The 23843-nt window shown below is 66.6% G+C and carries 23 protein-coding genes; 13 read left to right on the top strand and 10 right to left on the bottom strand.

Annotated features, from left to right (window positions below; translation table 11 throughout):
• The first annotated feature begins 5 nt into the window (after positions 1–5).
• Entirely contained in the window at positions 6–794 is a 789-nt protein-coding gene (locus NDO75_RS05405) for an enoyl-CoA hydratase-related protein (protein WP_310905069.1), read from the top strand.
• 61 nt (positions 795–855) lie between these two features.
• A complete protein-coding gene (locus NDO75_RS05400; protein WP_310905068.1) occupies positions 856–1632 on the top strand; it encodes an aldolase/citrate lyase family protein in 777 nt (258 codons plus the stop codon).
• A gap of 32 nt (positions 1633–1664) precedes the next feature.
• On the opposite strand, the gene NDO75_RS05395 is transcribed toward NDO75_RS05400, so the two are convergent.
• The 4 genes from NDO75_RS05395 to NDO75_RS05380 form a co-directional block, all read right to left on the bottom strand.
• Complete coding sequence (locus NDO75_RS05395; protein WP_310905067.1) at positions 1665–2831, bottom strand: acyl-CoA dehydrogenase family protein; 1167 nt, start codon at positions 2829–2831, stop codon at positions 1665–1667.
• Positions 2832–3042: 211 nt separating this feature from the next.
• Positions 3043–3453, bottom strand: a complete 411-nt coding sequence (locus NDO75_RS05390; protein WP_310905066.1) for a Zn-ribbon domain-containing OB-fold protein — start codon at positions 3451–3453, stop codon at positions 3043–3045.
• Positions 3450–4625, bottom strand: a complete 1176-nt coding sequence (locus NDO75_RS05385; RefSeq protein WP_310905065.1) for a thiolase domain-containing protein — start codon at positions 4623–4625, stop codon at positions 3450–3452. Before NDO75_RS05385 ends, NDO75_RS05390 begins: the two co-directional genes overlap by 4 nt.
• 132 nt (positions 4626–4757) lie before the next feature.
• A complete protein-coding gene (locus NDO75_RS05380) occupies positions 4758–5954 on the bottom strand; it encodes a 3-hydroxyacyl-CoA dehydrogenase NAD-binding domain-containing protein (RefSeq protein WP_310905064.1) in 1197 nt (398 codons plus the stop codon).
• 239 nt (positions 5955–6193) lie between these two features.
• Between NDO75_RS05380 and NDO75_RS05375 the strand changes: the two genes are divergently transcribed.
• From NDO75_RS05375 to NDO75_RS05360, 4 genes are all read left to right on the top strand, one after another.
• Positions 6194–7372: an MFS transporter gene (locus tag NDO75_RS05375; protein WP_310905063.1), complete on the top strand. Its 1179-nt coding sequence runs from the start codon at positions 6194–6196 to the stop codon at positions 7370–7372.
• Positions 7373–7546: 174 nt separating this feature from the next.
• Positions 7547–8014 (top strand): MaoC/PaaZ C-terminal domain-containing protein, encoded by a 468-nt coding sequence (locus tag NDO75_RS05370; protein ID WP_310905062.1) that lies wholly within the window; start codon positions 7547–7549, stop codon positions 8012–8014.
• A 76-nt stretch (positions 8015–8090) separates the two neighbouring features.
• Positions 8091–9257, top strand: a complete 1167-nt coding sequence (locus NDO75_RS05365; protein WP_310905061.1) for a thiolase family protein — start codon at positions 8091–8093, stop codon at positions 9255–9257.
• 2 nt (positions 9258–9259) lie between these two features.
• Entirely contained in the window at positions 9260–9655 is a 396-nt protein-coding gene (locus tag NDO75_RS05360) for an OB-fold domain-containing protein (RefSeq protein ID WP_310905060.1), read from the top strand.
• Here NDO75_RS05360 and NDO75_RS05355 read toward each other — a convergent pair whose 3' ends face one another.
• The gene (locus tag NDO75_RS05355; RefSeq protein ID WP_310905059.1) at positions 9656–10447 is read right to left on the bottom strand and encodes an SDR family oxidoreductase; all 792 of its coding nucleotides are present in this window, start codon (positions 10445–10447) and stop codon (positions 9656–9658) included.
• 205 nt (positions 10448–10652) lie between these two features.
• Between NDO75_RS05355 and NDO75_RS05350 the strand changes: the two genes are divergently transcribed.
• Positions 10653–11063 carry a DUF6069 family protein gene (locus tag NDO75_RS05350; protein ID WP_310905058.1) on the top strand — a complete coding sequence of 137 codons (411 nt, stop codon included), beginning with the start codon at positions 10653–10655 and terminating at the stop codon, positions 11061–11063.
• 23 nt (positions 11064–11086) lie between these two features.
• Here the strand turns inward: NDO75_RS05350 and NDO75_RS05345 are convergent, their stop codons facing one another.
• Positions 11087–12223: an acyl-CoA dehydrogenase family protein gene (locus NDO75_RS05345; protein WP_310905057.1), complete on the bottom strand. Its 1137-nt coding sequence runs from the start codon at positions 12221–12223 to the stop codon at positions 11087–11089.
• Between the two features lie 260 nt (positions 12224–12483).
• Here NDO75_RS05345 and NDO75_RS05340 point away from each other — a divergent pair, with 260 nt between their 5' ends.
• The gene (locus tag NDO75_RS05340; RefSeq protein ID WP_310905056.1) at positions 12484–13671 is read left to right on the top strand and encodes a CaiB/BaiF CoA-transferase family protein; all 1188 of its coding nucleotides are present in this window, start codon (positions 12484–12486) and stop codon (positions 13669–13671) included.
• Between the two features lie 12 nt (positions 13672–13683).
• On the opposite strand, the gene NDO75_RS05335 is transcribed toward NDO75_RS05340, so the two are convergent.
• Positions 13684–14904: an MFS transporter gene (locus NDO75_RS05335; RefSeq protein WP_310905055.1), complete on the bottom strand. Its 1221-nt coding sequence runs from the start codon at positions 14902–14904 to the stop codon at positions 13684–13686.
• A gap of 222 nt (positions 14905–15126) precedes the next feature.
• Between NDO75_RS05335 and NDO75_RS05330 the strand changes: the two genes are divergently transcribed.
• The 5 genes from NDO75_RS05330 (at position 15127) to NDO75_RS05310 (ending at position 19569) form a co-directional block, all read left to right on the top strand.
• The gene (locus tag NDO75_RS05330) at positions 15127–16296 is read left to right on the top strand and encodes an acyl-CoA dehydrogenase family protein (protein WP_310905054.1); all 1170 of its coding nucleotides are present in this window, start codon (positions 15127–15129) and stop codon (positions 16294–16296) included.
• Positions 16297–16380: 84 nt separating this feature from the next.
• Positions 16381–17553 carry an MFS transporter gene (locus NDO75_RS05325; RefSeq protein WP_310905053.1) on the top strand — a complete coding sequence of 391 codons (1173 nt, stop codon included), beginning with the start codon at positions 16381–16383 and terminating at the stop codon, positions 17551–17553.
• Positions 17554–17941: 388 nt separating this feature from the next.
• The gene (locus tag NDO75_RS05320; protein ID WP_310905052.1) at positions 17942–18250 is read left to right on the top strand and encodes a hypothetical protein; all 309 of its coding nucleotides are present in this window, start codon (positions 17942–17944) and stop codon (positions 18248–18250) included.
• 180 nt (positions 18251–18430) lie between these two features.
• Complete coding sequence (locus tag NDO75_RS05315; protein ID WP_310905051.1) at positions 18431–19063, top strand: hypothetical protein; 633 nt, start codon at positions 18431–18433, stop codon at positions 19061–19063.
• On the top strand, positions 19063–19569 hold the full coding sequence (locus tag NDO75_RS05310) for a metal-dependent hydrolase (protein WP_310905050.1): 507 nt from the start codon (positions 19063–19065) through the stop codon (positions 19567–19569). The genes NDO75_RS05315 and NDO75_RS05310 overlap by 1 nt, the downstream gene beginning before the upstream one ends.
• Before the next feature lie 318 nt (positions 19570–19887).
• On the opposite strand, the gene NDO75_RS05305 is transcribed toward NDO75_RS05310, so the two are convergent.
• From NDO75_RS05305 to NDO75_RS05295, 3 genes are all read right to left on the bottom strand, one after another.
• The gene (locus NDO75_RS05305) at positions 19888–22197 is read right to left on the bottom strand and encodes an LUD domain-containing protein (protein ID WP_310905049.1); all 2310 of its coding nucleotides are present in this window, start codon (positions 22195–22197) and stop codon (positions 19888–19890) included.
• Between the two features lies 1 nt (position 22198).
• Entirely contained in the window at positions 22199–22705 is a 507-nt protein-coding gene (locus NDO75_RS05300) for an LUD domain-containing protein (RefSeq protein ID WP_310905048.1), read from the bottom strand.
• 119 nt (positions 22706–22824) lie between these two features.
• Positions 22825–23727, bottom strand: a complete 903-nt coding sequence (locus tag NDO75_RS05295) for an NmrA/HSCARG family protein (RefSeq protein ID WP_310905047.1) — start codon at positions 23725–23727, stop codon at positions 22825–22827.
• Positions 23728–23843: the final 116 nt, after the last annotated feature.

Below are 23843 nucleotides of genomic sequence, written 5' to 3'. Positions count from 1 at the left end.
TATCGATGGCAGTTACGCTCTCACGGGAAGCGGAGCGCCCGCACGTCGCTCACCTCCGTCTCGATTGCAACGATCTGAACCTGTTGACCCTCGACGAAGCGGACGCCGTCCGTGACGAGATCGAATCGGTCCCCGAGGCGGTGTCCGTGCTGACGATCGCCGCCGAGCAGTCCGAGACGGCCGTGGACGAAGTCCGCGGCCTGTCTGCCGGATTGAACCTCGAGTGGGCGCAGTCACTGTCGCCACACGAGGGACACGACCTCCTGCGGGCGTTCTACGAGATGATCGAGGCGGTCCGAGATCTCGACGCCGTCGTGGTCTGTGGCTGTGGCGAGTACACGCTCGGCGCGGCGTTCGAACTGGCGATGGCCTGCGAGTTCCGCATCGCGACGACCGACGCCCAGTTGGGACTGCCCGAGGTGAACGTGGGCCTCCCGACGGTGATCCACGGCGGACTGTTGATCCGTCTGGCCGGGATGGGGACCGCGGCGGAGCTCATTTACACCGGAAAAACGCTGTCTGGAACGCAGGCGGTGGAGCGGCGACTCGTCAACCGCGCCGTCGAAGCGACCGAGTACGACGACGCGATGGACGACCTCGTCGATTCGCTGGCATCGAAACACCCCCAGGTCCTGCAAGCGCAGAAGCGAGTGATGCGCCGGTTCCGCTCGCTCGGCCTCGAGCGGGGGATGGAAGCGAGCATCGGCGACATCGGACGGACCTTCGGAACGGCCGCCCAGCGCGAGTCGATGGCGGCCTTCCTGGACGACCGCGAGCCGGAGTTCGACGGCTGAGTAGCCGGCCGACCGGTCCGTCCGCCGATAGGTTTTTCCCTCGGTTCGCGAACGGCTACGTATGTCTCTCGCAGCGACACTCCGCGAGCGCGATCCGGCCGTCGGGAGTTGGCTGTCGCTCCGCGACCCGGCGGTCGCGGAACTCACCGCCGAACTCGCGTTCGACTTCGTCGTCCTCGATATCGAGCACACGCCGAACACGATGGAGACGGTGATCGAGATGGTCCGGGCCGTCGACGCCGCCGACAGCCAGACGGAAGCGATCGTCCGCCTCCCCTGGAACGACCCCGTCGTCGTCAAGCGCGTACTCGACACCGGCGCGAGCGGCGTCATGGCACCGATGATCGAAACCGCGGCGGAGGCGGAGACGCTCGTCGAGTCGACGCGCTACCCGCCCGAGGGGGTTCGCGGCGTCGCTGGCAGTCGCGCCTCTCGGTACGGGCTCGAGATGGAGGAGTACTACCGGACCGCGGCCGACGAGATCGTCACCATCGCACAGATCGAGACGGAGCGGGGGCTCGAGAACGTCGACGAGATCGCCGCGGTCGAGGGACTCGACGCGTTGTTCGTCGGCCCCGCGGATCTGTCCGCGAACCTCGGTATCTACGGCGAGTGGGACAGCGAGGAGTTCCTCGCTGCCGTCGACGCGGTCATCGAATCGGCCCACGCGGCCGATACGGCCGTTTCGACGCTCGCCGTCCGTAACGCGGATATCGAGCGGTGGGTACACCGTGGATTCGATTTCGTCATGGCCGGGACCGATACGACGCACGTCCTGACCGGCAGCCAGCGCGCGAAATCGACGTTCGAGGACGCGATCGAGGAGCGGGAGTCGTAACGCGCCGGAACGAGATCGGAGCCGCGACGAACTCAGAGCAAGTTGTCGGCGATGATGCGCTTTTGAATCTCGTTCGTCCCCTCGAAGATCTTCGTGAGGCGAGCGTCGCGCCAGTGGCGTTCCGCGTCGAACTCCGTGGTGTAGCCGTAGCCGCCGTGTATCTGGATCCCTTCGCTGGTGACCTCCTCCGCGATCTCTGTGGCGAACAGCTTCGCCATCGCGGCCTGCGCGTCGGCGCGGTCGCCCTGGTCGACCGTTTCCGCGACGAGCAGCGTCAGGGCCCGCGCGGCCTCGACTTTCGTCGCCATGTCCGCGAGTTTGAACCGGAGCGACTGGAACTCCGCGATCGGCTGGTCGAACTGCTCGCGGTCCTGCGCGTACGTCAGAGAGTCCTCGAGGGCGGCGCGAGCGAGGCCGACGGCCCGCGCGGCGGTGTGGACGCGACCTTCCTCGAAGAACTCCATGATCTGGTAGAACCCCTGCCCTTCCTCGCGGCCGACGAGCTTGTCCTCGCTCACCCGCACGCCGTCGAAGTTCACCATCCACGTCTCCCAGCCGTGGTAGCCGATCTTGTTCACCGGTTGGCCGCTCAGTCCGTCACGGTCGAAGGTCCCGGCGGGCTTCTCGACGATGAACCCCGAGATGCCCGTATGTGCCGGCTCGGCGTCGGGATCAGTGACCGCGTACGTGAGGATGAAATCCGACCCCTTCGCGAACGTACACCACATCTTCTGCCCGTCGATGACGTACTCGTCGCCGTCTCGCTCGGCCCGCGTCCGCATGTTCGCTACGTCGGAGCCGGCGTCCGGCTCGGAGATCGCGATGCTCTTGAGCGACTCGCCGCGCGCCATCTCCGGGAGATAGCGCTCCTTCTGTGCCTCGGTCGCCCCGGCGAGGCTCTGCCCGCGGGCGATGATGCTGCCGACGCTAAGCCACCCGCGGGAGAGCTCCTCGGCGATGGCGGCGTACGCCTTCAGATCGAGTCCGAGTCCGTCGTACTCCTCGTCGATGAGAATCCCGAAGAAGCCCATCTCCGCCAGCTGATCGACGAGTTCGTCCGACATCCGCTCACCGTCTGGATCCCGCTCGCGGGCCTCCGGGAGCACCTCGTTCGCGACGAACTTCCGGGTCTCGTCCCTGAGCAGCCGGTGTTCGTCGGTGAACACGCTGTCGGCGATCTCGTTCTCGAGGACGCCCATGCTACCCTCTCGCCCGCGGCGGCCGGGAGTTGCCTCTCGTTCGTCGCCGCCGGCAGACCGGTGGTACAGCGGTTGATGATAACATACATGCACCATCTACAGCGATCACTTCAATCCACGTGTCGCCGACCGCCGAGTGCGAAATTGTATCGCGAAGCGGTACCGTGGAACGCGACGTCGCGTCTCCGTCGAAACGGTCTCCGCGCGTCCGTCAGTCCTCCGTGAGGACGAACACCGGAATCGCCACGTCTTCGGCGTCCACGTCGGCGAACCGAACCTCGACTCGGGACCCGACCGTCACCTCGTCGGGGTCGCAGTCGACGTTCGTCACCATCCGCGGCCCCTCGTCGAGTTCGACGTAAGCCACCACCAGCGGGAGGTCGTCGTCGGGCCAGCCGCTCATACTGCGAGCGACGGAGTAGGAGTAGACCTCGCCGGTGCCGGCGGCTTCGACCCAGTCCACGTCGTCGCTGAAGCAGTCCGGACAGAGGGCTCGCGGATAGTGATACGTGAGTCCGCAGTCCTGGCACTCGCGCACGAGCAGCCGGCCCTCGGCGGCCGCCTCCCAGTAGCGTTCCGTTTCGGGCGTCACGTCCGGCACCGGCCGATGGGGCTCGCTCATCGGTCCTCACCTCCGAGGACGAGCGTCGCGGCCCCGTGACGGGTCGCGATGCTGCCGCCCGTTCCGTGGGCGAGGGCGATATCGGCGTCGACCTGCACTTCGTCGTTGGCCTCCCCGCGGAGCTGGCGAACGGCTTCGATGACCTTCGTCATGCCGCCGCGGTTGGCCGGATGGTTCGAACACAGGCCGCCGCCGTCGGTGTTGAACGGCAGCTCCCCGTCCGGCGCGCGAAGCGTCCCGCCCTCGACGAACTCCCCGCCCTCGCCCTTCGCGCAGAACCCGAGATCCTCGAGCGCCTCGAGTACCGTGATGGTAAACGAATCGTAGATCGACGCGTAGTCGATGTGTTCGGGCCCCAGACCGGCCTCCTCGAATGCGCGCGCTCCGGACTGATCCGCCGCGGTCTTCGAGAGGTCGATGCGGCCGGCGTCGTGGTGACCGACCGCTTCGCCGTGGCCGAGTACCTCGACGCACGACCGGTTCAATTTCGACCGGACGTCGTCGGAGACGACGAGTAGCGCGCCGCCGCCGTCCGAGATAACACAGCAGTCGAGGAGGTGGAGCGGATCGGCGACGACTCGCGACTCGAGGACGTCTTCGACGGAAACCGGCTCCTGGAACATCGCGTGCTCGTTGTACTGGGCGTGGTGGGAGGCCGCGGCGCGGATCTCGGCGAGCTGTTCGCTCGTCGTCCCGTGCTCGTGCATGTGGCGCTGGGCGGCCATGCCGTACATGGTGACGTTGGTGACGCCGTAGACTCGCTCGAAGCTGTCCTGCACCGTCTGCAGGTCGCGCACCCCGGAGCCCGTTGCCTGCCCGCGCGATCTCGGTCGGCCGGCGAGGGTGATCAGTGCCACGTCACACTTCCCGTCGCGGATCGCGCTCGCGGCGTGGCCGACGTGGCTGACGTACGACGACCCGCCGTAGTCCGTCGTATCAGCGTAGGACGGATCGAGGCCGAGGTAGTCGGCCGCGACCAGCGGCGACAGCCCGGAGCCGTGTTCCGGCACCCCGGCCGTGAAGTACGCGTCCACGTCGTCCTTTTCGAGCCCCGCGTCCTCGAGGGCTCCCTTCGCGACCTCCGCGTGCAGTTGCATCGTCGACTTGTCCGGAGCTTCCCTCGTTGGATGCTCGTACGCGCCGGCGATGTACACTGGCTCTTCGCTTGCCATCAGATAGCAATTCTCGAGGGGGTCCGTAAGCGTTGCCGATGCGGACGAAACGCCGAGATCGCGTCGGAATCGGACAACAGGGGCGTGACCTCGAAAAAATGTCCTCGAATCGCGTTCGCGGGTCGATCCGACTCAGTAGAACGTCTCGCCGGTCTTCGCCTTCTCGACGAGCAGGTCACAGGGGAGCGTCTCCGCGAGCTTGTTCGTGTCCTCGTGGCGGCTGGCGACCTCGGTCAGCTTCTCGAGGATGACATCGGCGCCGACCTCGTCTGCCTTCTCGAGGGGGCCGACCGGCCAGTTGCCGCCGAGACGCGCACCGGTGTCGACGTCTTCGACGCTAGCGACGTCGTTCTCGACCATCTTGGCGGCCTCGTTGACGATCGGCGCCCAGACGAGCAGCGTGTCGAAGCCCTGGCCCGCGTCGACCGAAATCTGCGGTTCGTCGCGCTCGTCGTATTCGTAGTAGCCGGCGTCGGCCTTCCGGCCGTACCGTCCCTTGTCGTAGAGCTGGTGGACGAGCGGACAGACCTCCGTGTCGTAGGCCATCGGCCGGTCGTCCTCGAGGTGGTCTTGCTCGCCCTCGACGCGGAGCTGGATGCCGCCGGTGAAGTCGGCGAGTTCGAACGGCCCCATCGGGAACCCTTCCTTGTACTTCATCGCGGAGTCGATCTCCTCGAAGGAGTGTTCGCCCCGGTAAGCCATCCACGCCGGGCCCTCGCCGTAGGGGCGCATCAGCCGGTTGACGATGAACGACGGGATGTCCATCTTGCAGCGGATCGGCGTCTTGTCGAACGATTCGATGAGCGCCTCGGCGGTATCGGCGACGCCGTCGGGCGTGTGTTCGGTCATGATGACCTCGACCAGTTCCATCAGCATCGGCGGGTTGAACCAGTGCGTGCCGACGACCTGCTCGGGACGGTCCGTCGTCTCGGCGAGCCGGGTGATGTTCAGTCCGGACGTGTTCGTCGCGAGGAGAGCGTCCTCGGGGGCCGCCTCGTCCAGGTCCTCGAAGATGTCCTCCTTGACCGACTGCTGTTCGACCGCCGCCTCGGTGACGAAGTCCGCGTCGCCGACCGCTTCCTCGAGGTCGGTGGTAAAGGAGAGCCGCTCGAGCGCGTCCTCGACCTCTGCTTCGGTCGCGGCCCCGTTCTCGACGGACTTCTCGTAGGACCACTCGATCCGTTCTTCGGCCTCCTCGAGCTGTGTCTCGTCGATATCGTTGACGAACGCCTCGTACCCCGCCAGCGCGGCGACGGCGGCGATGCCACGGCCCATCTGTCCACTACCGATCACTGCGACGGTCTCGATGTCGTCGATGTCCACGACCATGCGTCACCGTTTCTCAGGTTCCGTGATAAACGTGTTCTGTCGACACGGATCCGTGTCAGCGGATGGATCCCTATTCGGGCTCGCCCCCCTGCGATTCGTTCCGACACAGGACGAAGATACCCGCTCGAGATGATATATAGTATGACAGGTCGAGACAGGTATAAGTAGTCGGCTCGGATACCGTCGAGACCGGAACAGTATGCGTCCAACGGACCCCGTCGCCCGGCAAGTACGAGCGGATGCGTAATCACCAGTCTCGAGCGGGCGTGTTCGTCGCGTGCTTCCTCGTTTCCGTCGGTGTGAACGCGTACATGATCGCCCCCGCGAGCATCGTGCCGCTGCTCGTAGATGTGTTCGACGTCGATAAAGCCGGTGCGGGAGTCGCCATCAGCGCGGCCGTGTTGGGATCCGTCGTCGTCCAGATCCCGTTCGGGTTCCTGATGGATCGCTACGACAACCGGCTGCTGATGACCGCCGGAACGGCCGTGTTCGTGCCGGTCGCGGTCGCGGGCTCGTTCGCCACGGGCTATCCGCTCTTTCTCGCGAGCCGGGCTGTCGCGGGGGTCGCGGGCGGTGCCGTGTTCGTCCTCGGAACCAACGTCGTCGCGCAGGTGTTCGCCGGGGAGCGACAGGGGGTCGTGACGACGGTGTTCATCGCGAGCGCGCCGCTGGGGTTCGCGATCAGTCAGTTCGGCGGGCCGCTCCTCACGGACGCGTTCGGCTGGCAGACCGTGTTCGTCGCCTACCCGCTCCTCTCCGCGCTGGGCTATCTCGTCTTTCGCCTCTCGAGACCGGCGGCGATCCGAACGGGCGACCGGATCACGCCTCGAGAGTTCGGCCACGCGTTACGAAACCGGGCGGTGCTGCTCGTCTCGTTCTCGGGATTCTGCTCGTACCTCCTCTACATCTTCATGAACTCGTGGATGCCGACGTACGCGACGGAACAGTTACCCCTCTCGCTCGGCGAAGCGGGGGCGATAACGGCGCTGTTGCCGGCCGTCGGCATGGTCGCGCGACCCGTCGGCGGCTGGCTCTCGGACTACGTCGGCTACCGTCGACGGCTGATCGTCGTCTGCTCGCTCGCGTTCGCGCTCCCGGCGTTTTTCGTCGTCTCGCGAACTATCTCGGTCGCCCTCTTTTCGGCCGTGATGCTCGGCGTCGGCTTCTCGCTCCAGTTCGGCATGGGCGTCTACTACGTCTACACGCGGGAACTCGCCGCCGACGGCCGCGGCGGGACGAGCCTCGCCGTGTTCACGTCGATCGCGTTCAGCGGCACGTTAGTCTCCCCGACGCTGGGCGGCTGGCTGATCGACGCGTTCTCGTGGGAGACGACGTTCTTCCTCTACGCCCTCATCGGCATCGCCGGAATCGGCGTACTCTTCCTCACGCGCGACTCGAGCCCGACCCCGATCGACTGAGAATCGGATCGAGTCGGCCACGCATCGCGGTTTCGCCCCAACGCTTACAAGAACGGTCACGGTCACCTGACCTATGACGCCTCTCACATGTGTGATTGGTGATCGAATCACGAGAGAACGCTCCCGCGAGACGGCCGGCAGTCGCGGTCGCGACCGGTTACGAGGTGACCGCCGATGAGTTCGGACGCGGAGTCCGACGCGGACGGCTTCTTCGAGACGGTCTCGGTCGGGGACCGGACGGTCACCCAGGGGCGGACGATCACCGAGGCCGACGTGACGAACTTCGCCGGCGTCTCGGGCGACTTCAACCACCTGCATACCGACGGCGCCCGAATGGCCGACTCCACGTTCGGCGAGCGGATCGCCCACGGGATGCTCGTCCTGTCGGCCGCGACCGGCCTGATCTGGCAGAGCAGGAGCGTCCTCGAGCGGGAATCGGTCGTCGCCTTCTACGGTCTCGACGACCTCAGATTCACCGCGCCGACGTTCATCGGCGATACCATTCACGTCGAGCGCGAGGTCCTCGAGACGGAGCGAACGCCGGACGCGCCGGGGACCGGAACGGTTCGCTACCGCGTGGACGTGCGCAAAGACGACGAGACGACGGTGCTCTCCTGTGAGATGACGTCGCTTCTCGATTAGGACCTCGGTCGTGTTCACCGCCCGTCCTCGGTCGGTTTCAGCCGTCTTTATCCCGCTCCGTGTGCTGTCCTGTGACATGACACAGGCTACTGCGCCGGTCGTCGCGGGCATCGGGACCGTCCCGAACGGGACCCACTCGGTCCCGGAGCGGGACCTCGCGCTGACCGTTGTTCGCGACGCGCTCGAGGACGCTTCGGTCGAACTCCCCGCCGTCGACGGGATCTACATGCCCTCGCCGCGCCCGTGGACGCGACAGGGGTTCTTCTCGACGTACCTCCTCCACCAGCTCGGGCTCGAAGTCGACCGCTCGCTCGAGGTCTCGACTGGCGGCACCAGCGGCGGCCACGCGTTCCACGCCGCGGTGTCGGACGTCCGCGACGGGACCGTCGAGACGGCGCTCGTCCTCGCGGTCGAGCGCAACTCGACGATCGACACGACGGGGCCGTACTTCGACTACGTGCTCAAACTGTTCGACGCCGAGTTCGAATCGCCGATCGGGATGACCATCCCGGCCGCCTACGCCCAGAGCATGCAGCGGTACTGCCACGAACACGATGTAGACCGCGACGACATCGCCGAGATCGTCGTCAAGAACCGCGCAAACGGCGTCGCGAATCCCGACGCGCTCTTCGACGACGACCTCTCGCGGACGGACGTCCTCGAGGCGCGCCCAGTTGCTGATCCGATCCGGCTCTTCGACTGTCCGGCCCCCTGCGACGGCGCGGCCGCGATCCTCCTCACCGCCGACGAGCGCCCCGAATCCGACTCCCAGCCGGTCTCCGTCGCCGGCACCGGCTACCACCACGACCCGAGCCACTTCGTCATGAGCCGCGGCTCGAGAGCGACCGAGCTGCCGGCCGTCGGACGCGCCGCGGACGAGGCGGTCGACGGTGCCGGCGTCTCGGTCGCCGATATCGACGTCGTCGAGCCGTACGCGCCGTTCCCGCACATCGAGGCGATCGTCGCCGAGGAGCTGGGACTCGCGGCGCGCGGCGACGGCGTCGACGCCTGCCTCGAGGGGCGAACGGCCCCGGGCGGCGAGATTCCGATCAGCCCGTCCGGTGGCTGTCTCGGGCGGGGCCATCCAGCGATGGTGACGCCACTTCTCAACTACGTGGCGGCCGTGAGACAGCTTCGCGGGACCGCGCCGACGCAGGTGCCCGGCGCCGAACGCGTTCTCACGACCGCGGAACACGGCCACGTCAACGGCGTGACCGCCACCGTCTTCTCCGCGGAGGTGTGATCATGGAGCCCTACACGAAACCGTTCTGGGAGTCCCTCGAGGACGGCACGTTCATGATCCACACCTGTGAGAACTGTAGCGAGCACTTCTTCCCGCCGACGCCGATCTGCCCGCACTGTCACTCGACCGACGTGGACTGGACGGCGGCGACGGGGCACGGAACGCTCTTCTCGTTCACCCGTACCCACGCCACGGCGGCGGGGTTCCCCGACGAACTCGTCGTGGGCGTCGTGGAACTCGAGGAAGGACCGCAGCTACTCGCACCGATCGACGAGCCGTACGCGGCGCTCGAGATCGGCGATCCGGTCGCTCTCGAGGCCGTCACGTACGAGCCCGACTACGACCGGGGCTGGCCGTCGGAGTATCCGTTCTTCGCGGCGAGCCGCCTCGAGGAGTGATTAGAGGTTCGATCGGCCGAGCCCGCCGTCGATCGGGACGGCGACGCCGTTGATGTACGCCGACTCCGGCGAACAGAGGAAGGCGACGGTGTTGCCGAGTTCCATCGGCCGTCCGATCCGCCCGAGCGGGTTCGCCTCCCCTTTCGCCGCGAGCCCCTCCTCGTAGGAGTCGAACTCCCCGCGTTCGACCGACTGCTCGATCAGGTCGCTGATACGCTCGGTCTCGATCGGTCCGGGGAGCACGCTGTTGAACCGCACCTCCGGGGCGAGTTCGCGAGAGAGCGTTTTCTCGAGGCCGATGACGCCCATTCGCACCGAGTTCGAGAGGACGAGCGAGTCGATGGCCTCCTTCACGCTGCGGGACGTGATGTGGACGACGTTGCCGCCGTCGCCGGCGCGCAACTCGTCGGTGGCCGCCCGGACCAGCCGCACGACGCTCATCACGAGCAGGTCGTACGCGTGGTACCAGTCCTCGTCGGTGGTCTCGAGGAACGGACCGCTGGCCGGCCCGCCCGCGGAGGTCACGAGGTGATCGATCCCGCCGAACTCGTCGGCCGTCACCGAGACGAGTTCGTCGATGTCGTCAGGATCGGTCAGGTCGCCGGCCTGGGCGACGACCCGACCGTCGCCGGCGGCCGCCACCTCCTCGCGGGCCGCCTCGAGCCGCTCCTCGTCGCGCCCGTTGATGACCACGTTCGCGCCCTCGCGGGCCAGCGCCGTCGCCGAGGCCTTCCCCAATCCGCTGCTCGATGCCGTGACGAGTGCCGCGTCGCCGTCGATCTGCAAGTCCATCGTGCCGTGGTACTAGATACCAATTAACATATGCTCCCTGTTTCGTTCCGGGACGAAATTTCGAACGATGATGGGCGGTTTCTTCGTCCGAACGGAACCGGGACGATGTGTGGCGAGACCGACAGTCGCGACGAGAACCGGGGGCGACTTCGTGTTTCCGAAGTCACACCTATGTGAGCGCTGAACCCCTATTACCTACCGTACTATGGCAACCGTAACCGAAACCCCATCGCAGAGCGACCGATCGCTCGTCCAACGGGGCCTGCTCGCGATCTTGCTCTCGGTTCTCAGTACCGCGATCATCCTCGCGGTCGCTCGAGCCGTCCCGATCGCACCGGGCTTCGAACCGCTCACCTGGCCCCCAGTAATCTTTCTCACGGTCGTCGGTGCCGCCGGCGCCGTCGCCGTCTACTGGCTCCTCTCACGCGTATCCGATCGGCCGAACAGGACGTTCACGATCGTCGCCGCCGTCGTCCTCGTCCTCTCGTACGTCCCCGACTTCTTCTTGCTCTCCGCCGACGAGAACGCGACGATACTCGGCGTCGTGGTGTTGCTGCTCATGCATACCGCCGTCGCCGCGGTCTGCGTCGCCACGCTGACGAGGCGACTGGGGTGAGCCGGTAGCGACGGGCGCCGCCGTCAGGCGAGGTCGCCGAGCCCGTCGCTCTTCAGACTGGACGCGATCTGGTTCTTCTGGACCTCGTCGGTGCCGGCCGCGAGCCGCCGGGCACGGCCCAGCCGGTAGAGGTACTCGAGGGGATGTCCCTGCTGGTAGCCGTTCGCGCCGTGGACCTGCAGCGCCTCGCTGACGACGTTCTCGACCATCTGACTCGAGTAGAGCTTGGCCATCGACGCGTCGCGGCGGTCGGGAACCCGACCCTGTTCGTGAGCCCGCACCGCGGCCCGGTGAGTGAGCGCCCGCGAGGCCTCGAGCTCCGTGGCGGCGTCGGCGAGCTTCCACTCGATTCCCTGGAAGTCGCCGATCGGCTGGTCGAACTGCACGCGGTCCTGCGCGTACTCGAGGGCCTTCTCGAGGGCGCAGCTGGCGATCGCGTTCGCCAGCGTCGAGCTACCAAGGCGCTCCCAGTTGAGCGCCCGAAGCTGATTTTTGAACCCCTCCGATCCGCGCGTGACGACGTTCTCCGCGGGGACGGTCACGTCCTCCATCGTGAAGTGGGTCTGGTGGTGACCCGCCATGTTCTCGTAGTGTTGCTGGATCTCGACGCCGTCCCAGTCGAACTCGATGACCACCGAGCCGAGTCCCTCGGGGAACTTCGTCCAGATCAGGGCCGCGCTCGAGTCCTCGACGTGGCTCACCCACGTTTTCTCGCCGTTTAATACCAGTTCGGAGCCATCCTCCTCGATTCGCGTCCCCATCGAGCCGACGTCGGAGCCGGCCTCCGGTTCCGAGATGCCGATGGCGACGTTGTCCTCGCCGGCGAGCACTGGGGGCAGATACCGTTCCTTGGCTTCGTCGGTCCCAAACAGTTCGATCGCCCGCGGCGCGACGAGTTGCATGTTGTAGAGCAACTCGGCGGTGTCGGGACAGACGCGACCGACGGCCTCCATGACGAGGATCGCGTCGAGTTCGGTCATTCCGCCGCCGCCGTACTCCTCCGGGAAGTTGACGCCGAGAAAGCCCTGGTCGGCGAGGAGCTTGACGTTCTCCCACGGCGGTTCGTCATCCCAGTCGAACGCTCGATCGGCGAACTCCCGTTCCGCGATGTCTTCGACGGCCGACACGAGCATCTCCTGTTCGGGGCTGAGCGAGATCATGCACTCCGGTATCGTGGCTATCGGTATCAAAGTACGGGAGTCAGTTCGCCGAACGTGTAACCTAGCCATCACACAATCCGAGCACGATTTATCGCGTTCTGTCGGGACGCGGATCAGTGTCTGTGGGACGGCCGACCGGCGACGTATCCGCGAGATTCCGGGTTCGGATCAGTCGAGACCGAGATCGGTGTCCTCGTCGCCCGTTTCACGAATGGTATCACTCCCCAAGGTATTTCTTCGGTGCTGACATCGAGGCCAGTATGAAGCCGCTGGACGACCTGACCGTCGTCGACCTCACGCAGTCGATCGCCGGCCCCGTCTGTACCCAGTTGCTCGCCGAGATGGGGGCGACCGTTCTGAAGGTCGAACCGCCCGAGGGGGACACGTTCCGGCACATCATGAACGGGAATATGTTCGCCCCGTTCAACCACGGCAAGCAGAGCCTGTGCGTCGATCTCAAGACCGACGGCGGACACGAGGTCGTCACCGACCTCATGGACGAGGCCGACGTGATCGTCGAGAGCTTCCGCCCCGGCGTCCTCGAGACGTTCGATCTCGACTACGAGTCAGTGAGGGAGCGCAACGAGGACGTAATCTACTGCTCGCTGTCCGGGTTCGGTCGGACCGGACCGTACCGGTCGTACCCCGGCTACGATCCCTGCATTCAGGCGGTGTCGGGGTTAATGGCGATCACCGGCTACCGCGACCGGCCGCCGATCCGTATCCGCGCGAGCCTCATCGACTGCGGTACAGGAGCGAACGCGGCGTTCGCGATCCTCGCCGCCGTCCGCCAGCGCGACCGGGGCGGAGACGGCACGCACATCGACATCTCGCTGTTCGACGTGGCGGTCTCGTGGATGTCCTACTGGATCACGAACTACGACCAGACGGGCGAACTCCCCGAACGGGCCGGCGGCAACGGGATCGGCAGCGCGCCCAATGGGGTCTTCCCGACGGGTGACGGCCACATCTACGTCGCGGCGATCTCGGAAGCGATGTACGATCGCCTCTGTTCGGTCCTCGAGCGGCCCGATCTGCTCGAGGACGAGCGGTTTCGGACGATCGACGACCGCCTCGAGCACCGCGAGGCGCTCCGCGACGAACTGGTTCAGGTGTTCGAGGAGTACACGTCCGCCGATCTCGAGGGAGAACTGCTCGAGGCGGGGATTCCCGCGGGAGCGGTCCAGACCGTCGCTGACCTCGTCGAGACCGACGACCAGGCCGCGGCGCGGTCGTCGCTGGTCGACTCTTACAATCCGGAGGCCGACGAATCGGTCGTGACGGCGGCGCTGCCGTTCCGCTTTAGTTCGGCCATCCACGACGGGGAGTACTCCTCGCCGCCGCCGGCGAAAGGCGAACACACCGACGACGTGCTGGCGGCTCTCGCGTACTCCGAGCGCGAAATCGAGGCGCTTCACGACGCCGGTGCGGTCAGCTCGAGCACGTAGGCTCCGGCCGCGTTACCGTTCGGGGATCAGGAACGCCAGCAGGATCATGCCGCCCGCGAAGGCGGCCAGGATCGCGAACGCCTCGTCGAAGAAGCCGCGGTCGGCCGCCGCACCGAACAATGCCGGGCTCGCCGCCCCGACCGTGAAGCTGATCGATCGGAGGATGCCGAACCCCGTTCCGCGGAGTTCGTCGGGGAGCGAGCGGAGCATCGACGGCTCGAGGACCGTCGCGAAACCGAGCAGGGTGCTCACGAGCGCCGTCACGACGGTGAGGGGCCAGAATCCGTCGACGAGCGGGAGGGCGACGAGGGCGACCGTCGGCCCGCTCGCGACGGCCGTGAGCGAGCGCCGAATGCCGAACCGGTCGTACGCCGCGCCCGCGAGCGGCTTGATCAGGATGCCCAGCGCGAAGAACGTACCGAACAGGAGACTGGCGACGGTCTTCGAGAGCCCCTTCTCGGCGATCAGGTAGGTCGGATAGAAGCTGGTGAACGCCTGCCAGACGACGAGCCCGAGGATCATCGCAACCGTGGCGTAGACGACTGACGGCTGGCGTAACACCGACCAGAGCAGGCGGAGTTCCTCGCGATCGAGCCCGGAGCCGTCGTCGACCGCGTCCGGCGCTCGAGTCGGCACGACGATCCAGAGGGCGGCGGCCGAGAGCAGAAACAGCGGCACGACGAAGCCGAAGCCGAGCTGCCAGAAAACCGTCGCCGCGACCACGCTGGCGATCGGGGGGAGGACCGACTGACCGGCGTCCTGCGAGGCGGCCGTGACGCCGTTCGCGGCGCCGAGTCGGTCCGAGTACAGCCGCGAGAGGACGGTGTACCGGCCGACCGCGTACAGTGCCGTTCCGAACCCCAACAGCGCCGTGGCCGCGAAGAGGACGATCGTCGAGCCGGCGGTGACGACGAGCGTCAGCGTGACCGCGGAGAGCACCGCACTCGCCGTGAGCGTGGCCCGCTCGCCGAACCGGTCCGAGAGGACGCCACCCGGAAACTGTCCCAGCGCGTACGCGAGGAACAGTACCGTCAGCAGGAGACCCGCGGTCGAGAGATCGAGTCCATAGGCCGACTGCAGGTCGTCGAGCATCACCGGATATATCATTCGAACGCCGATCGAGAGGAACCAGCCGCCGGCGACCGCGGTGAGGACCTTCCCGCGTCCGCCGCTCCAGAGTTCGCGAGCGCCGGTACCGAACGCAGAGAGGGCGCCCGAAGAGGTGTCTCCCACGCCGAGCCGTTGTCTGGTGACAACGATAAAAATTCTGTTCCGGGAGAACGACGTACGGTGGTAGGTTCAGCCAGTGTAATATACATTTCAAATATGTAGCGGATCGAATCACCGTACTCCCGATCGGCGACTCCCGCCCATCCTCGAACCGGCGTCGACGAGGCACTGATCTCGGCTGCCCGTGTGGGGAACGGTTTAGCCGACGGCCGGACACAACTGAGTATGAACTTCGATCTGTCCGACGAGCAGCGGATGATCCGCTCGCAGGTGCGGGAGCTCTGTGACGAGTTCGGCGACGATTACTGGCGCGAGAAGGACTTGGCACACGAGTACCCCGCGGAATTCTTCGAGGCGTTCGCCGACGCCGGCTGGTGCGGCATTACGATCCCGGAGGAGTACGGCGGCCAGGGGTACGGCGTTCAGGAGGCGTCGCTGGTCCAGCAGGAGATCGCCCGCTCGGGGGCCGGGATGGCCGGCACCTCGATCACCGCCCATCACACGTTCAGCACGGAGCCGCTGGTCGCCTTCGCCGACGATGCGCACAAGGAGCGGTATCTCCCGAAGATCGCCGACGGGTCGGTGCAGGTCTGTACCGGCGTGACCGAACCCAACGCCGGGACGGACACCTCCCGAATCGAGACGACCGCCGAGCGCGACGGCGACGAGTACGTCATCTCCGGACAGAAGATCTGGACCTCGAAGGCCCAGGAAGCGGACGTGATCATGCTCCTCGCACGGACCGAGCCGCGCGAGGAGTCCGATCGGTTCGGCGGTCTCACCCTCTTTTTCACCGAGTTCGACCGCGACGCGGACGGCATCGAGGTGGCGGAGATCCCGAAGGCCGGACGCGGCGCGTCGGACTCGAACGAGGTCTGGTTCGACGAGTACCGCGTCCCCGCCGCCGACCGGATCGGGGAGGAAGGCGAGGGCTTCCGCTACCTCCTCCGGTTCGCCAACACCGAGCGGATCGCGCTCGCCTCGAACGCCGTCGGCGTCGGCCAGGCCGCGATCGAGAAGGCGGCCGCCTACGCCGACGACCGCGTCGTCTTCGGGAACGCGATCGGCTCCTATCAGGCGGTCCAGCACCCGCTGGCCGACTCGTGGGCGAAACTCGAGCAGGACGAGCTGATGGTCCGCAAGGCCGCGTGGCTCTACGATCGCGACCGCGACTGCGGGGCCGAAGCCAACGCGGTCAAACTCCGCGCGAGCGAGGACGCCCTCGAGGCGTGCGAACGCGCCGTCCGCGCCCACGGCGGGATGGGCTACGCCAGCGAGTACGACGTCGAGCGCTACTGGCGCGAGACGATGATCAACGTCATCGCGCCGATCTCCAACGAGATGGTGAAAAACTACATCGCCGAACACGTGCTCGGCCTGCCGAAGTCGTACTGACCGACCGCGTTCTGATCGACGGACGATCCATGCCGTTTTCGCAAGTGTGAGAAACCCGGCACGGCTCGGAACGCGTACCGACAGATGAGATGGCGATATCGGTACACGGTGCTGACGCTCTGTACGTTCGCGTTCTTCGCGACGATGGTCGCCCGGCTCGCGGTCAGCCCCGTCGTGCCTGCTATCACCGACGATTTCGCCATCGGAAACACCGTCGTCGGGATCGCCCTGACGGGCATGTGGATGGCGTACGCGCTGATGCAGTTCCCGAGCGGTCTCCTCGCCGACCGCTTCGGCGAGCGGTCGATCGTTCTGCTCTCGGTCGGCGGGACGACGGTCATGAGCCTCCTGCTCGCGGTGTCACCGTACTACGCCCTGTTCGTCGTCTCGATCGTCGTCCTCGGCGGCGTCGCCGGGCTCCACTACAGCGCCGCGACGACGCTCCTCGGCAGGACCTACGACAATCTCGGATTCGCGATCGGCGTTCACACGATCGGCTCGTCGGCAGCGGGACTGGTCGCCCCGATCGCAGCCGCGTGGATCAGCGTCCGCTACGGGTGGCGACCGGCCGTCGCGATCGGCGCCGCGATCGCCGCACCGATCTTTCTACTGTTCGTCTGGCGGGTTCGACCCGTCGATCCACACCGTCCCGAGCAGCCGCTCAGGGAGCGAGTACAGCTCGCCGAGCTCGCGAACGTCCTCGGGAAGCCCGAGATCGCGTTCACGGTCGGCATCGCGTCGGTCGGCGCGTTCGTCTGGCAGGGGACGGCCTCGTTCCTCCCGACCTTCCTCGTCGAGTACCGCGGAATGTCGTCCACGATGGCCGGGGGCGTCTTCTCCGCGTACTTCGTCGTCCAGTCGATCGTCAAGCCCGGCATCGGCTCACTGTCAGATCGTTTCGGCCGGGACGTGACGACCTTCGGCTGTATGGTGTTCAGCGTCGCCGGGCTCGCTTTCTTCGTCGCCGTCCCCGGACTCGTCGGCGTCGCGGTCGGCCTCGTACTGATCGCGAACGGCTTGAGCTGGGCGGTCGCGGTCGAGCCCCGCTTTCTTGACAACATGACCGAGGGCGAGCGCGGTGCCGGCTTCGGACTCGTTCGGACGACGTACCTCACCGTCGCCTCGCTGGGCTCGGTCGCGGTCGGCTTCTTCGCCGACGCGTTCGGCTGGGCGGTCTCGTTCGGGATGCTGATGGTCCTGCTAGCGGTCGTCGCCGTCGCGCTGGCCGTCAACTGGGCGTTCGAACTCGGCTACTGAGCCCTCGGTTCCTGCGTCCGGTTGTTCGCGGCGGACGGTCCGGCCTGTCCCGAACCGCTCTCGGGAGCGCGTACGGCACCTCGTGGGGACCCCTATCGGTCGGTGCGTTCGACGAAGAAATTCAGCGGATGGCCTCGGTACGTGTAGGAGTGAGACCCCTCAGTGACACACAATGGCTCCCACCCCTACAGGTCGTGGTATGATACCACCAGACATGATATAGCTATTGATAGTAGCCGTATATTTAGTGCTATATTTTTATTCGAAAGGACACGTACTCTTCGAGAAGCGGGTACCATATTTGCTCGAGGAATTGAAATTCCTCCGTACGAAGGCCAGCGTAGGCCGGACCCGAGCCGTTTTGATCGCAGAATCCGTAGGTCGAACGATGCCGACGACGTGTGCGCTCTGTCGGCGCATCGTGCCGAACGAGCGAATCGACGACCCACAGGTCGTGCAGGAACATCACTTGCGGCCGGAGGAGCGAGCGACGAGCCCGACGGTACTGCTGTGTCGGCCCTGCCACAAACAGATCCACGCGCTGTTTACGAACGACGAACTCCGGGACGGGTACGATACGATCGACGCACTCCGGTCGGCGGATCGCCTGACGGACTACATCGGCTGGATTCGCGGAACCGAGAAGCTCGATATTCAGGTCTCGAGGAGCGATCGGAAACGCGGCCGTCGGCGGTAACTTGCTGGTTCTCTCCGATACTGCTCGTGCGCCGGTCGCGGCCGCCGAACGCGCGATCACCACCTCGACCACTGTGGACGCTCTCGGCGGACCCGTCCCAGCGTCGCGGTGGTTGCAGACGGCTGTGCTCCAGGCGGATGTCACTAGACCTATACGCCGCGCCGAAGTTGTCGGCGATACATGCCCGCACGCGAACCGTTCGGCCAGCGTGGTCGGTTCCTCGCCGGTGTCGTGCTCCTCACCGCCCTACTCGTCCTCCTGTGGTGGACGGGGGCAGCCGCCGCAACGCCCCTCGAGGAAGCCTATCCCAACGAAGTCGAGGTGACATCGAACCGGGACGCCTACGTCGGAGAGCGCGTCGTTCTCGGCGGGTTCGTCGTCGAGACCGATCCCGTCGTGATCGCGACGCGAGCGAGCGGTTACGGCAGGTTCACCGTCGTGAACGCGGACGACAGTCGGCTACAGTCAACCGCGCCGCTCGAGCGAGGCGACGACGTGACCGTCTTCGGCACCCTCGCGGACGAGTCCACCCTCGAGGCGGATCGGACCGTCACCGACGAGTTGCGGGACACGCTGTACATGTTCGCCGTCTCGTTCGTCGGGGGCTGCTGGGTCCTCGTGCGTCTCGTCCGCGGCTGGCGCATCGATCGCGACCGGTTCGCTCTCGTTCCCCGGACTGCGACGCCCCCAACCGCCGGTCGGCGTGACGGCGACACTGGATCGTCTCTCGAGGCGGTCGCCGGCTCGAGCGAGCGCGCCCGAAGCCGTCCGGGTCGCGATCGCCAGCGGAACGGAACCGGCGGTGATCGGTGATGCCCGACCTCCTCACGCACGTTCTGGTCGGCTACAGCATCGGGACTCTCCTCTCCCTTCGAGACGAGCGGATCCGATCGGCACAGGTCTCCCTCGTGATGGCCGGCGCGCTCTCGCCGGACCTCGCGAAGGTCCGGCTCTTCCTTCCGGCAGACATCGTTCAGGCGGTCGTCGGCGTTCCGTTCTCGTGGGCGCCGCTGCATACGCTCGGTGGGACCCTGCTCGTCGTTCCCCTGGGTGCGCTCCTGGTCGCGCCCGAATATCGGCGGCAGGCGGTCGCGCTGATCGCCCTCGGCGCAGCGTCACACCACGCGCTCGATGTCGCGTTGCTCACGGCCACCGGCGAGTCCTACGCCGTCTTCTTCCCGATCAGCCAGTATCGGCTTCCGTCGCTGGACCTCTACCTCAGCACCGACCGTTGGCCCGCGATCGTTTCGGGCGCGCTTGCCGCCGTTCTGTGGGCGGTACGTCGATCCAGCACCGCCGCGCAGAGCACTCGATCGTAGCTCGGACGGACGCCGATTAGCGACAGTAGCCGCTCTCGGGACGTAGCGACGTAGTGGGCCGCGACGTCCGAGAGCATACTCGGGAGTCACACCGGCAGTCAGGAAATGACAGTGAAAACGCCGGCCAGAGGTTCGAGTGACTCCGATTCCAACGCACTCGGAATCGTGGAGAGGTTGATATTCATGACGCCGAACCTGTTCACTGTCGCGTTCCCCACCGCGACAACGACCGTAGCACCTACCCAACTCTTGTCCACCCCTCGTCCGGCGGTCACTGTCCCGGCTCGCCGGACGCCTTTGCGAGCCACCGAGCGCCCGCTACGTCGAGTAGCCGCCGGGTGCGAGTAACTCGATCGGATGGGGCACGTCGCGCTCGAGCAGCGTCTCGAGCTGGTCGCCACAGGAGGTCCCGGAGGCGACGACGGTTTCGGCGCCCTCGACCTGTCCCGCGAGCCGCTCGCCGACGTCCATACTGAGGTCGTAGAACTCCCGCTTGTAGCCGAAGGAGCCGGCCATGCCACAGCACTCGGCGTCGGAGGTCTCGGGCGCGTAGCCACAGCGCTCGAGGACGGCCACGGTGGGCGCTTCGAGGTCGAGCGTGCGCTGCTGGCAGTGGGAGTGGTAGGCGACCGGTTCCGAGCCGTCGCCGGTCGACAGGGCCGACGGGTCGGCCCCGTTCTCGAGCAGCCCGTAGACGTACTCACAGATCTCGTAACTGTTCGTCCGGAGCTGGTCGACGGATCGCTCGGGCAGCAGGCGCTCGTACTCGCGGTGGATCGCCGCCAGATCCGAGGGCTCGATGACGACCACGTCCCGACCGGCGTCGATCTCCTCGGCCAGCGCGGCGTACAGCTTGCTGGCCTGTCGGTCCGCCGTCGCGATCATCCCCTGGGAGAGCGCTGCGCGCCCGCTCTCGGGCAGGTCGGGTACGCGGACGGGAACGCCGAGCGCCTCGAGCGTCCGGACGGCCGCTTTCCCGCGCTCGGTGTCGACGTAGTTGGTGTAGACGTCGGGGTAGAGGACGACCTCACGCTCGAGGTCGGCGCCGTTCCCGCGAGACACGGCCCGTTCCGCTCGCTTTTTGGAGGCATCCGCGCCACCTCGCCCCTCGAACCAGTCGACGAGCGACTCCCGCTGGAACGCGGGGAGGTCGCGCCGCCGGTCGATACCGAGGGTACGCTCGAGCAGGCCGCGAACGGGACCGGCGTCGGCCAGCCAGTTCGAGACGGGAGCGGTCGCGCTGGCCGCTTTCGCGACGGTGCCGATGTTGCCGAAGAAGCGCTTGCCGGGGTCGAGACCGCCCTCCTCCACGTCGGGTGTGAGGCCGTCGACGAGGAAGTCGTAGGCTGCCGGATCGCCGCTGCGGTTGACGCGGTCCCTGACGACGGTGTTGATCCACGGGATGTCGATCTTGACCGGACAGGCGTCGACGCAGCGCGTACAGCCGGTACAGAAGTCGTTGAACTCCGCGGCCGACTCCTGGCCGTGGACGCCGGCCTCCCAGCCGGTGGCGATGCCGCCCGAGTAGGTCTCGCCGCCGAAGCCGTGGCCGCCGACGGACTGGAAGTTCGCACAGGAGTTCGAGCAGGCCCCACAGCGGATGCAGTACAGCGTCTCTCGAAGCTGATCGTCCTGGCGCATGTCCATGCGGCCGTTGTCCAGCAAGACGAGGTGGAAGTCGCGGTCCGCGTTCCCCGTCCCGTCGGCGGCTCCCTCGCCGTCGCCCGTAATCGGCTCGTCGGGCGCGTCGAAGTCGAGCGTCGGCGAGTCCGTCGGCGGCGACAGCATCGTCACGTACTGGGAGATCGGCTGGCCCGTCGCGCTCTTGGCGATGATGTCGACGAACGGCTCGAGATCCGACAGCGTCGGGATCAGCTTCTCGACGCCGGCGATCGCGACGTGCGTGTCGGGCGTGACCGCGCACTTGCGGGCGTTGCCCTCGTTCGTGACGAGCGTGATCGTCCCGCTGTCGGCGACGACGAAGTTCGCGCCGGTGATCCCCACGTCGGCCGCGCGGATGCGCTCGCCGAGGTGGTCTCGGGCGAACCGCGTCAGCTCCTCGGCCGTCTCGAACGGCTCGTCGGGGTCGAACCGGTCGTTGAACAGTTCGGCGATCTCCGGTCGCGAGAGATGCATCGCCGGGCCGACGATGTGCGAGGGCGTGTCGTCGGCCACCTGGAGGACCCACTCGCCGAGGTCGGTCTCGGTGACGTCGATCCCGTCGGCCTCGAGCGCGTCGTTGAGGTCGATCTCCTCGGTCGTCATCGACTTCGACTTGACGACCGACGGGGTGTCGCCGTCCCCCGCGATCCCGTTCTCCTCGGTCTCCGTCTGGACGACCTCGGAGACGTACGCGTTCGCGTCCGCGGCGTCGTCGGCCACGTAGACGGTACCGCCGTTCGCCTCGACCGCCTCGCGGACGGTTTCGATCAGGTCGGGGAGCCGATCGATGGCGTCTTCCTTGATCGATCGGGCCTCGTCCCGCAGCGCTTCGATATCGTCTGTCTCACCGTAGGTCTGATAGCGACGGGCGTTCGAGGCGCTCGCGTGCGTGTGGATCGCTTCGCCTTCGGTCTCGAGCAGGTGACGGATCCGATCGGCCTGCTGTGATCGCGTTCGCTGGGCCATCCTATCGATCCTCCAGGACGATCACGTGGACGTCGCCGGGGCCGTGGACGCCGTGGACGAGATCGCCCATGTCGGCGGTGGCGCTCCGGCCGGTCGCGAAGACGACACTGTCTCGCCCGCCGTCGAAGCCGTCGGCGAGGCGGTCGAAGCCGGCGCTGATGTCCGGCACCACGTCGCTCTCCGCGACGACGGCGACGTGGCGCTCGGGGTAGAGACTGATCGGTTCAGCGCCGGTGGCCGTCGACTCGACGGCGACGGTGCCGTATTCGGCGATGGCGAAGCCGACCGGCGTGACGCCGGTCTCGGCCGCCTCGAGTTCTGCGCTCGTCGGCTCGGTCGTCACTCCCTCGGGGAGCGTGACGCCCTCGAACGGTAGCGGCGCGCCGACGGCCGGCTCCTGGACGATCGTCTCGATCCGCTCGCTCGCGTCGGCGGCCGCGACGCGCTCGAGCCCCACCTCGAGCCCCTCGAGTGCGCGTTCGAACCGCCCGACAGTGTCGACTGTCATTGCTTCTCACATCCGGCCGGACGGGCAAGACAGTGACGGTCGGTTCGCCGTACGGATTCACCGGAAACAAGTAGGGAGTTGGAACGGAGTCGCGATCGGTCTCGACGGTGGCCTCGACGTTACATCGCCTTGACCCAGCCCGGCGTCGCCGCCATCCCGTCCTTGTCCTCCCAACCGTGCTCGCGGAGATACGACTCGAGGTGCGTGAACGCGAAGCCGAACTGCTCCTCGAGGACGTCGACGTCGGCGTCGTAGCCGACTGCGTTGAACCACTCGCACATGACGGTGAACTCCTCGCCGAAGCTCTCGTAGGCGTCCTCGATCGGGACGTGGACGGGGTCGACGTCGACGCCGGTGACCGCCGAAAGCACGTCTGCCGTCTCGACCAGCGTCTTCTCGTCGCCCGCGAGTTCGATCCGTTCACCGATGAATTCGTCCGGATTTGCGAGCGCGACCGCCGCAGCCCGACCGACGTCGTCGACGTCGATCATCTGGAGGGAGACGCCCTCCTCGAGCGGGAGCGCGAGCTGGCCGTCCTCGACGATGTCCTCGGCGAAGGCCTCGAGATTCTGGAAGAAGAACACGGGCTGGAGGACGGTCAGCGGCAGCTCCAACTCTTGTGCGTGCTGTTCGATCTCCCACGCGGAGTCGAAGTGCGGGACGCCAGTGTCCCGTTCGTGGCTGCCGACGCCGCTGAAGACGAACTGGTCGACGCCCTCCTCGCTCGCGACTTCGGCGACGTTCTTGCCCTGCTGGACCTGCGCGTCGTAGCCCTGCGTCCAGAAATTCGTGACCGCGAAGACGGCGTCGACCTCGGCGACGTGGGGCGCGAGGGAGTCTTTCTCGTTCAGATCGCCCTCGACCATCGTCACGCCTCGCTCGGCGAGTTCCTGGGCGCGGTCGCCCGAAACGCCTCGGGTCAGCCCGTAAACGTCGAAGTCGGTGTGGGCCTCGAGCAGGTGATCGACGACCGAACCGCCCTGATTGCCGGTCGCACCGGTGACGAGGACGCTCGTGGCCATTTCAGTTCACCTCTTCCGTTCGCGTCTCGTCGGTTTCGGTCGATACGAGTGTCGTCGAGACGGTGGTAGCAGCTGGTTGCATTACGTTAGCTAGTTTATTTCCGAACCGATATATA

The sequence above is a fragment of the Natrinema sp. 1APR25-10V2 genome, from assembly GCF_031626495.1.
Classification (GTDB): domain Archaea; phylum Halobacteriota; class Halobacteria; order Halobacteriales; family Natrialbaceae; genus Natrinema.
The sequence above is the reverse complement of the archived record's forward strand: the minus strand, read 5'-3'. Positions and strand labels throughout refer to the sequence as shown.

Coding starts and splice junctions, on each gene's coding strand:
- NDO75_RS05405 (WP_310905069.1), top strand. CDS start 6: ATGGCAGTTACGCTCTCACGGGAAGCGGAGCGCCCGCACGTCGCTCAC.
- NDO75_RS05400 (WP_310905068.1), top strand. CDS start 856: ATGTCTCTCGCAGCGACACTCCGCGAGCGCGATCCGGCCGTCGGGAGT.
- NDO75_RS05395 (WP_310905067.1), bottom strand. CDS start 2,831: ATGGGCGTCCTCGAGAACGAGATCGCCGACAGCGTGTTCACCGACGAA.
- NDO75_RS05390 (WP_310905066.1), bottom strand. CDS start 3,453: ATGAGCGAGCCCCATCGGCCGGTGCCGGACGTGACGCCCGAAACGGAA.
- NDO75_RS05385 (WP_310905065.1), bottom strand. CDS start 4,625: ATGGCAAGCGAAGAGCCAGTGTACATCGCCGGCGCGTACGAGCATCCA.
- NDO75_RS05380 (WP_310905064.1), bottom strand. CDS start 5,954: ATGGTCGTGGACATCGACGACATCGAGACCGTCGCAGTGATCGGTAGT.
- NDO75_RS05375 (WP_310905063.1), top strand. CDS start 6,194: ATGCGTAATCACCAGTCTCGAGCGGGCGTGTTCGTCGCGTGCTTCCTC.
- NDO75_RS05370 (WP_310905062.1), top strand. CDS start 7,547: ATGAGTTCGGACGCGGAGTCCGACGCGGACGGCTTCTTCGAGACGGTC.
- NDO75_RS05365 (WP_310905061.1), top strand. CDS start 8,091: ATGACACAGGCTACTGCGCCGGTCGTCGCGGGCATCGGGACCGTCCCG.
- NDO75_RS05360 (WP_310905060.1), top strand. CDS start 9,260: ATGGAGCCCTACACGAAACCGTTCTGGGAGTCCCTCGAGGACGGCACG.
- NDO75_RS05355 (WP_310905059.1), bottom strand. CDS start 10,447: ATGGACTTGCAGATCGACGGCGACGCGGCACTCGTCACGGCATCGAGC.
- NDO75_RS05350 (WP_310905058.1), top strand. CDS start 10,653: ATGGCAACCGTAACCGAAACCCCATCGCAGAGCGACCGATCGCTCGTC.
- NDO75_RS05345 (WP_310905057.1), bottom strand. CDS start 12,223: ATGATCTCGCTCAGCCCCGAACAGGAGATGCTCGTGTCGGCCGTCGAA.
- NDO75_RS05340 (WP_310905056.1), top strand. CDS start 12,484: ATGAAGCCGCTGGACGACCTGACCGTCGTCGACCTCACGCAGTCGATC.
- NDO75_RS05330 (WP_310905054.1), top strand. CDS start 15,127: ATGAACTTCGATCTGTCCGACGAGCAGCGGATGATCCGCTCGCAGGTG.
- NDO75_RS05325 (WP_310905053.1), top strand. CDS start 16,381: ATGAGATGGCGATATCGGTACACGGTGCTGACGCTCTGTACGTTCGCG.
- NDO75_RS05320 (WP_310905052.1), top strand. CDS start 17,942: ATGCCGACGACGTGTGCGCTCTGTCGGCGCATCGTGCCGAACGAGCGA.
- NDO75_RS05315 (WP_310905051.1), top strand. CDS start 18,431: ATGCCCGCACGCGAACCGTTCGGCCAGCGTGGTCGGTTCCTCGCCGGT.
- NDO75_RS05310 (WP_310905050.1), top strand. CDS start 19,063: ATGCCCGACCTCCTCACGCACGTTCTGGTCGGCTACAGCATCGGGACT.
- NDO75_RS05305 (WP_310905049.1), bottom strand. CDS start 22,197: ATGGCCCAGCGAACGCGATCACAGCAGGCCGATCGGATCCGTCACCTG.
- NDO75_RS05300 (WP_310905048.1), bottom strand. CDS start 22,705: ATGACAGTCGACACTGTCGGGCGGTTCGAACGCGCACTCGAGGGGCTC.
- NDO75_RS05295 (WP_310905047.1), bottom strand. CDS start 23,727: ATGGCCACGAGCGTCCTCGTCACCGGTGCGACCGGCAATCAGGGCGGT.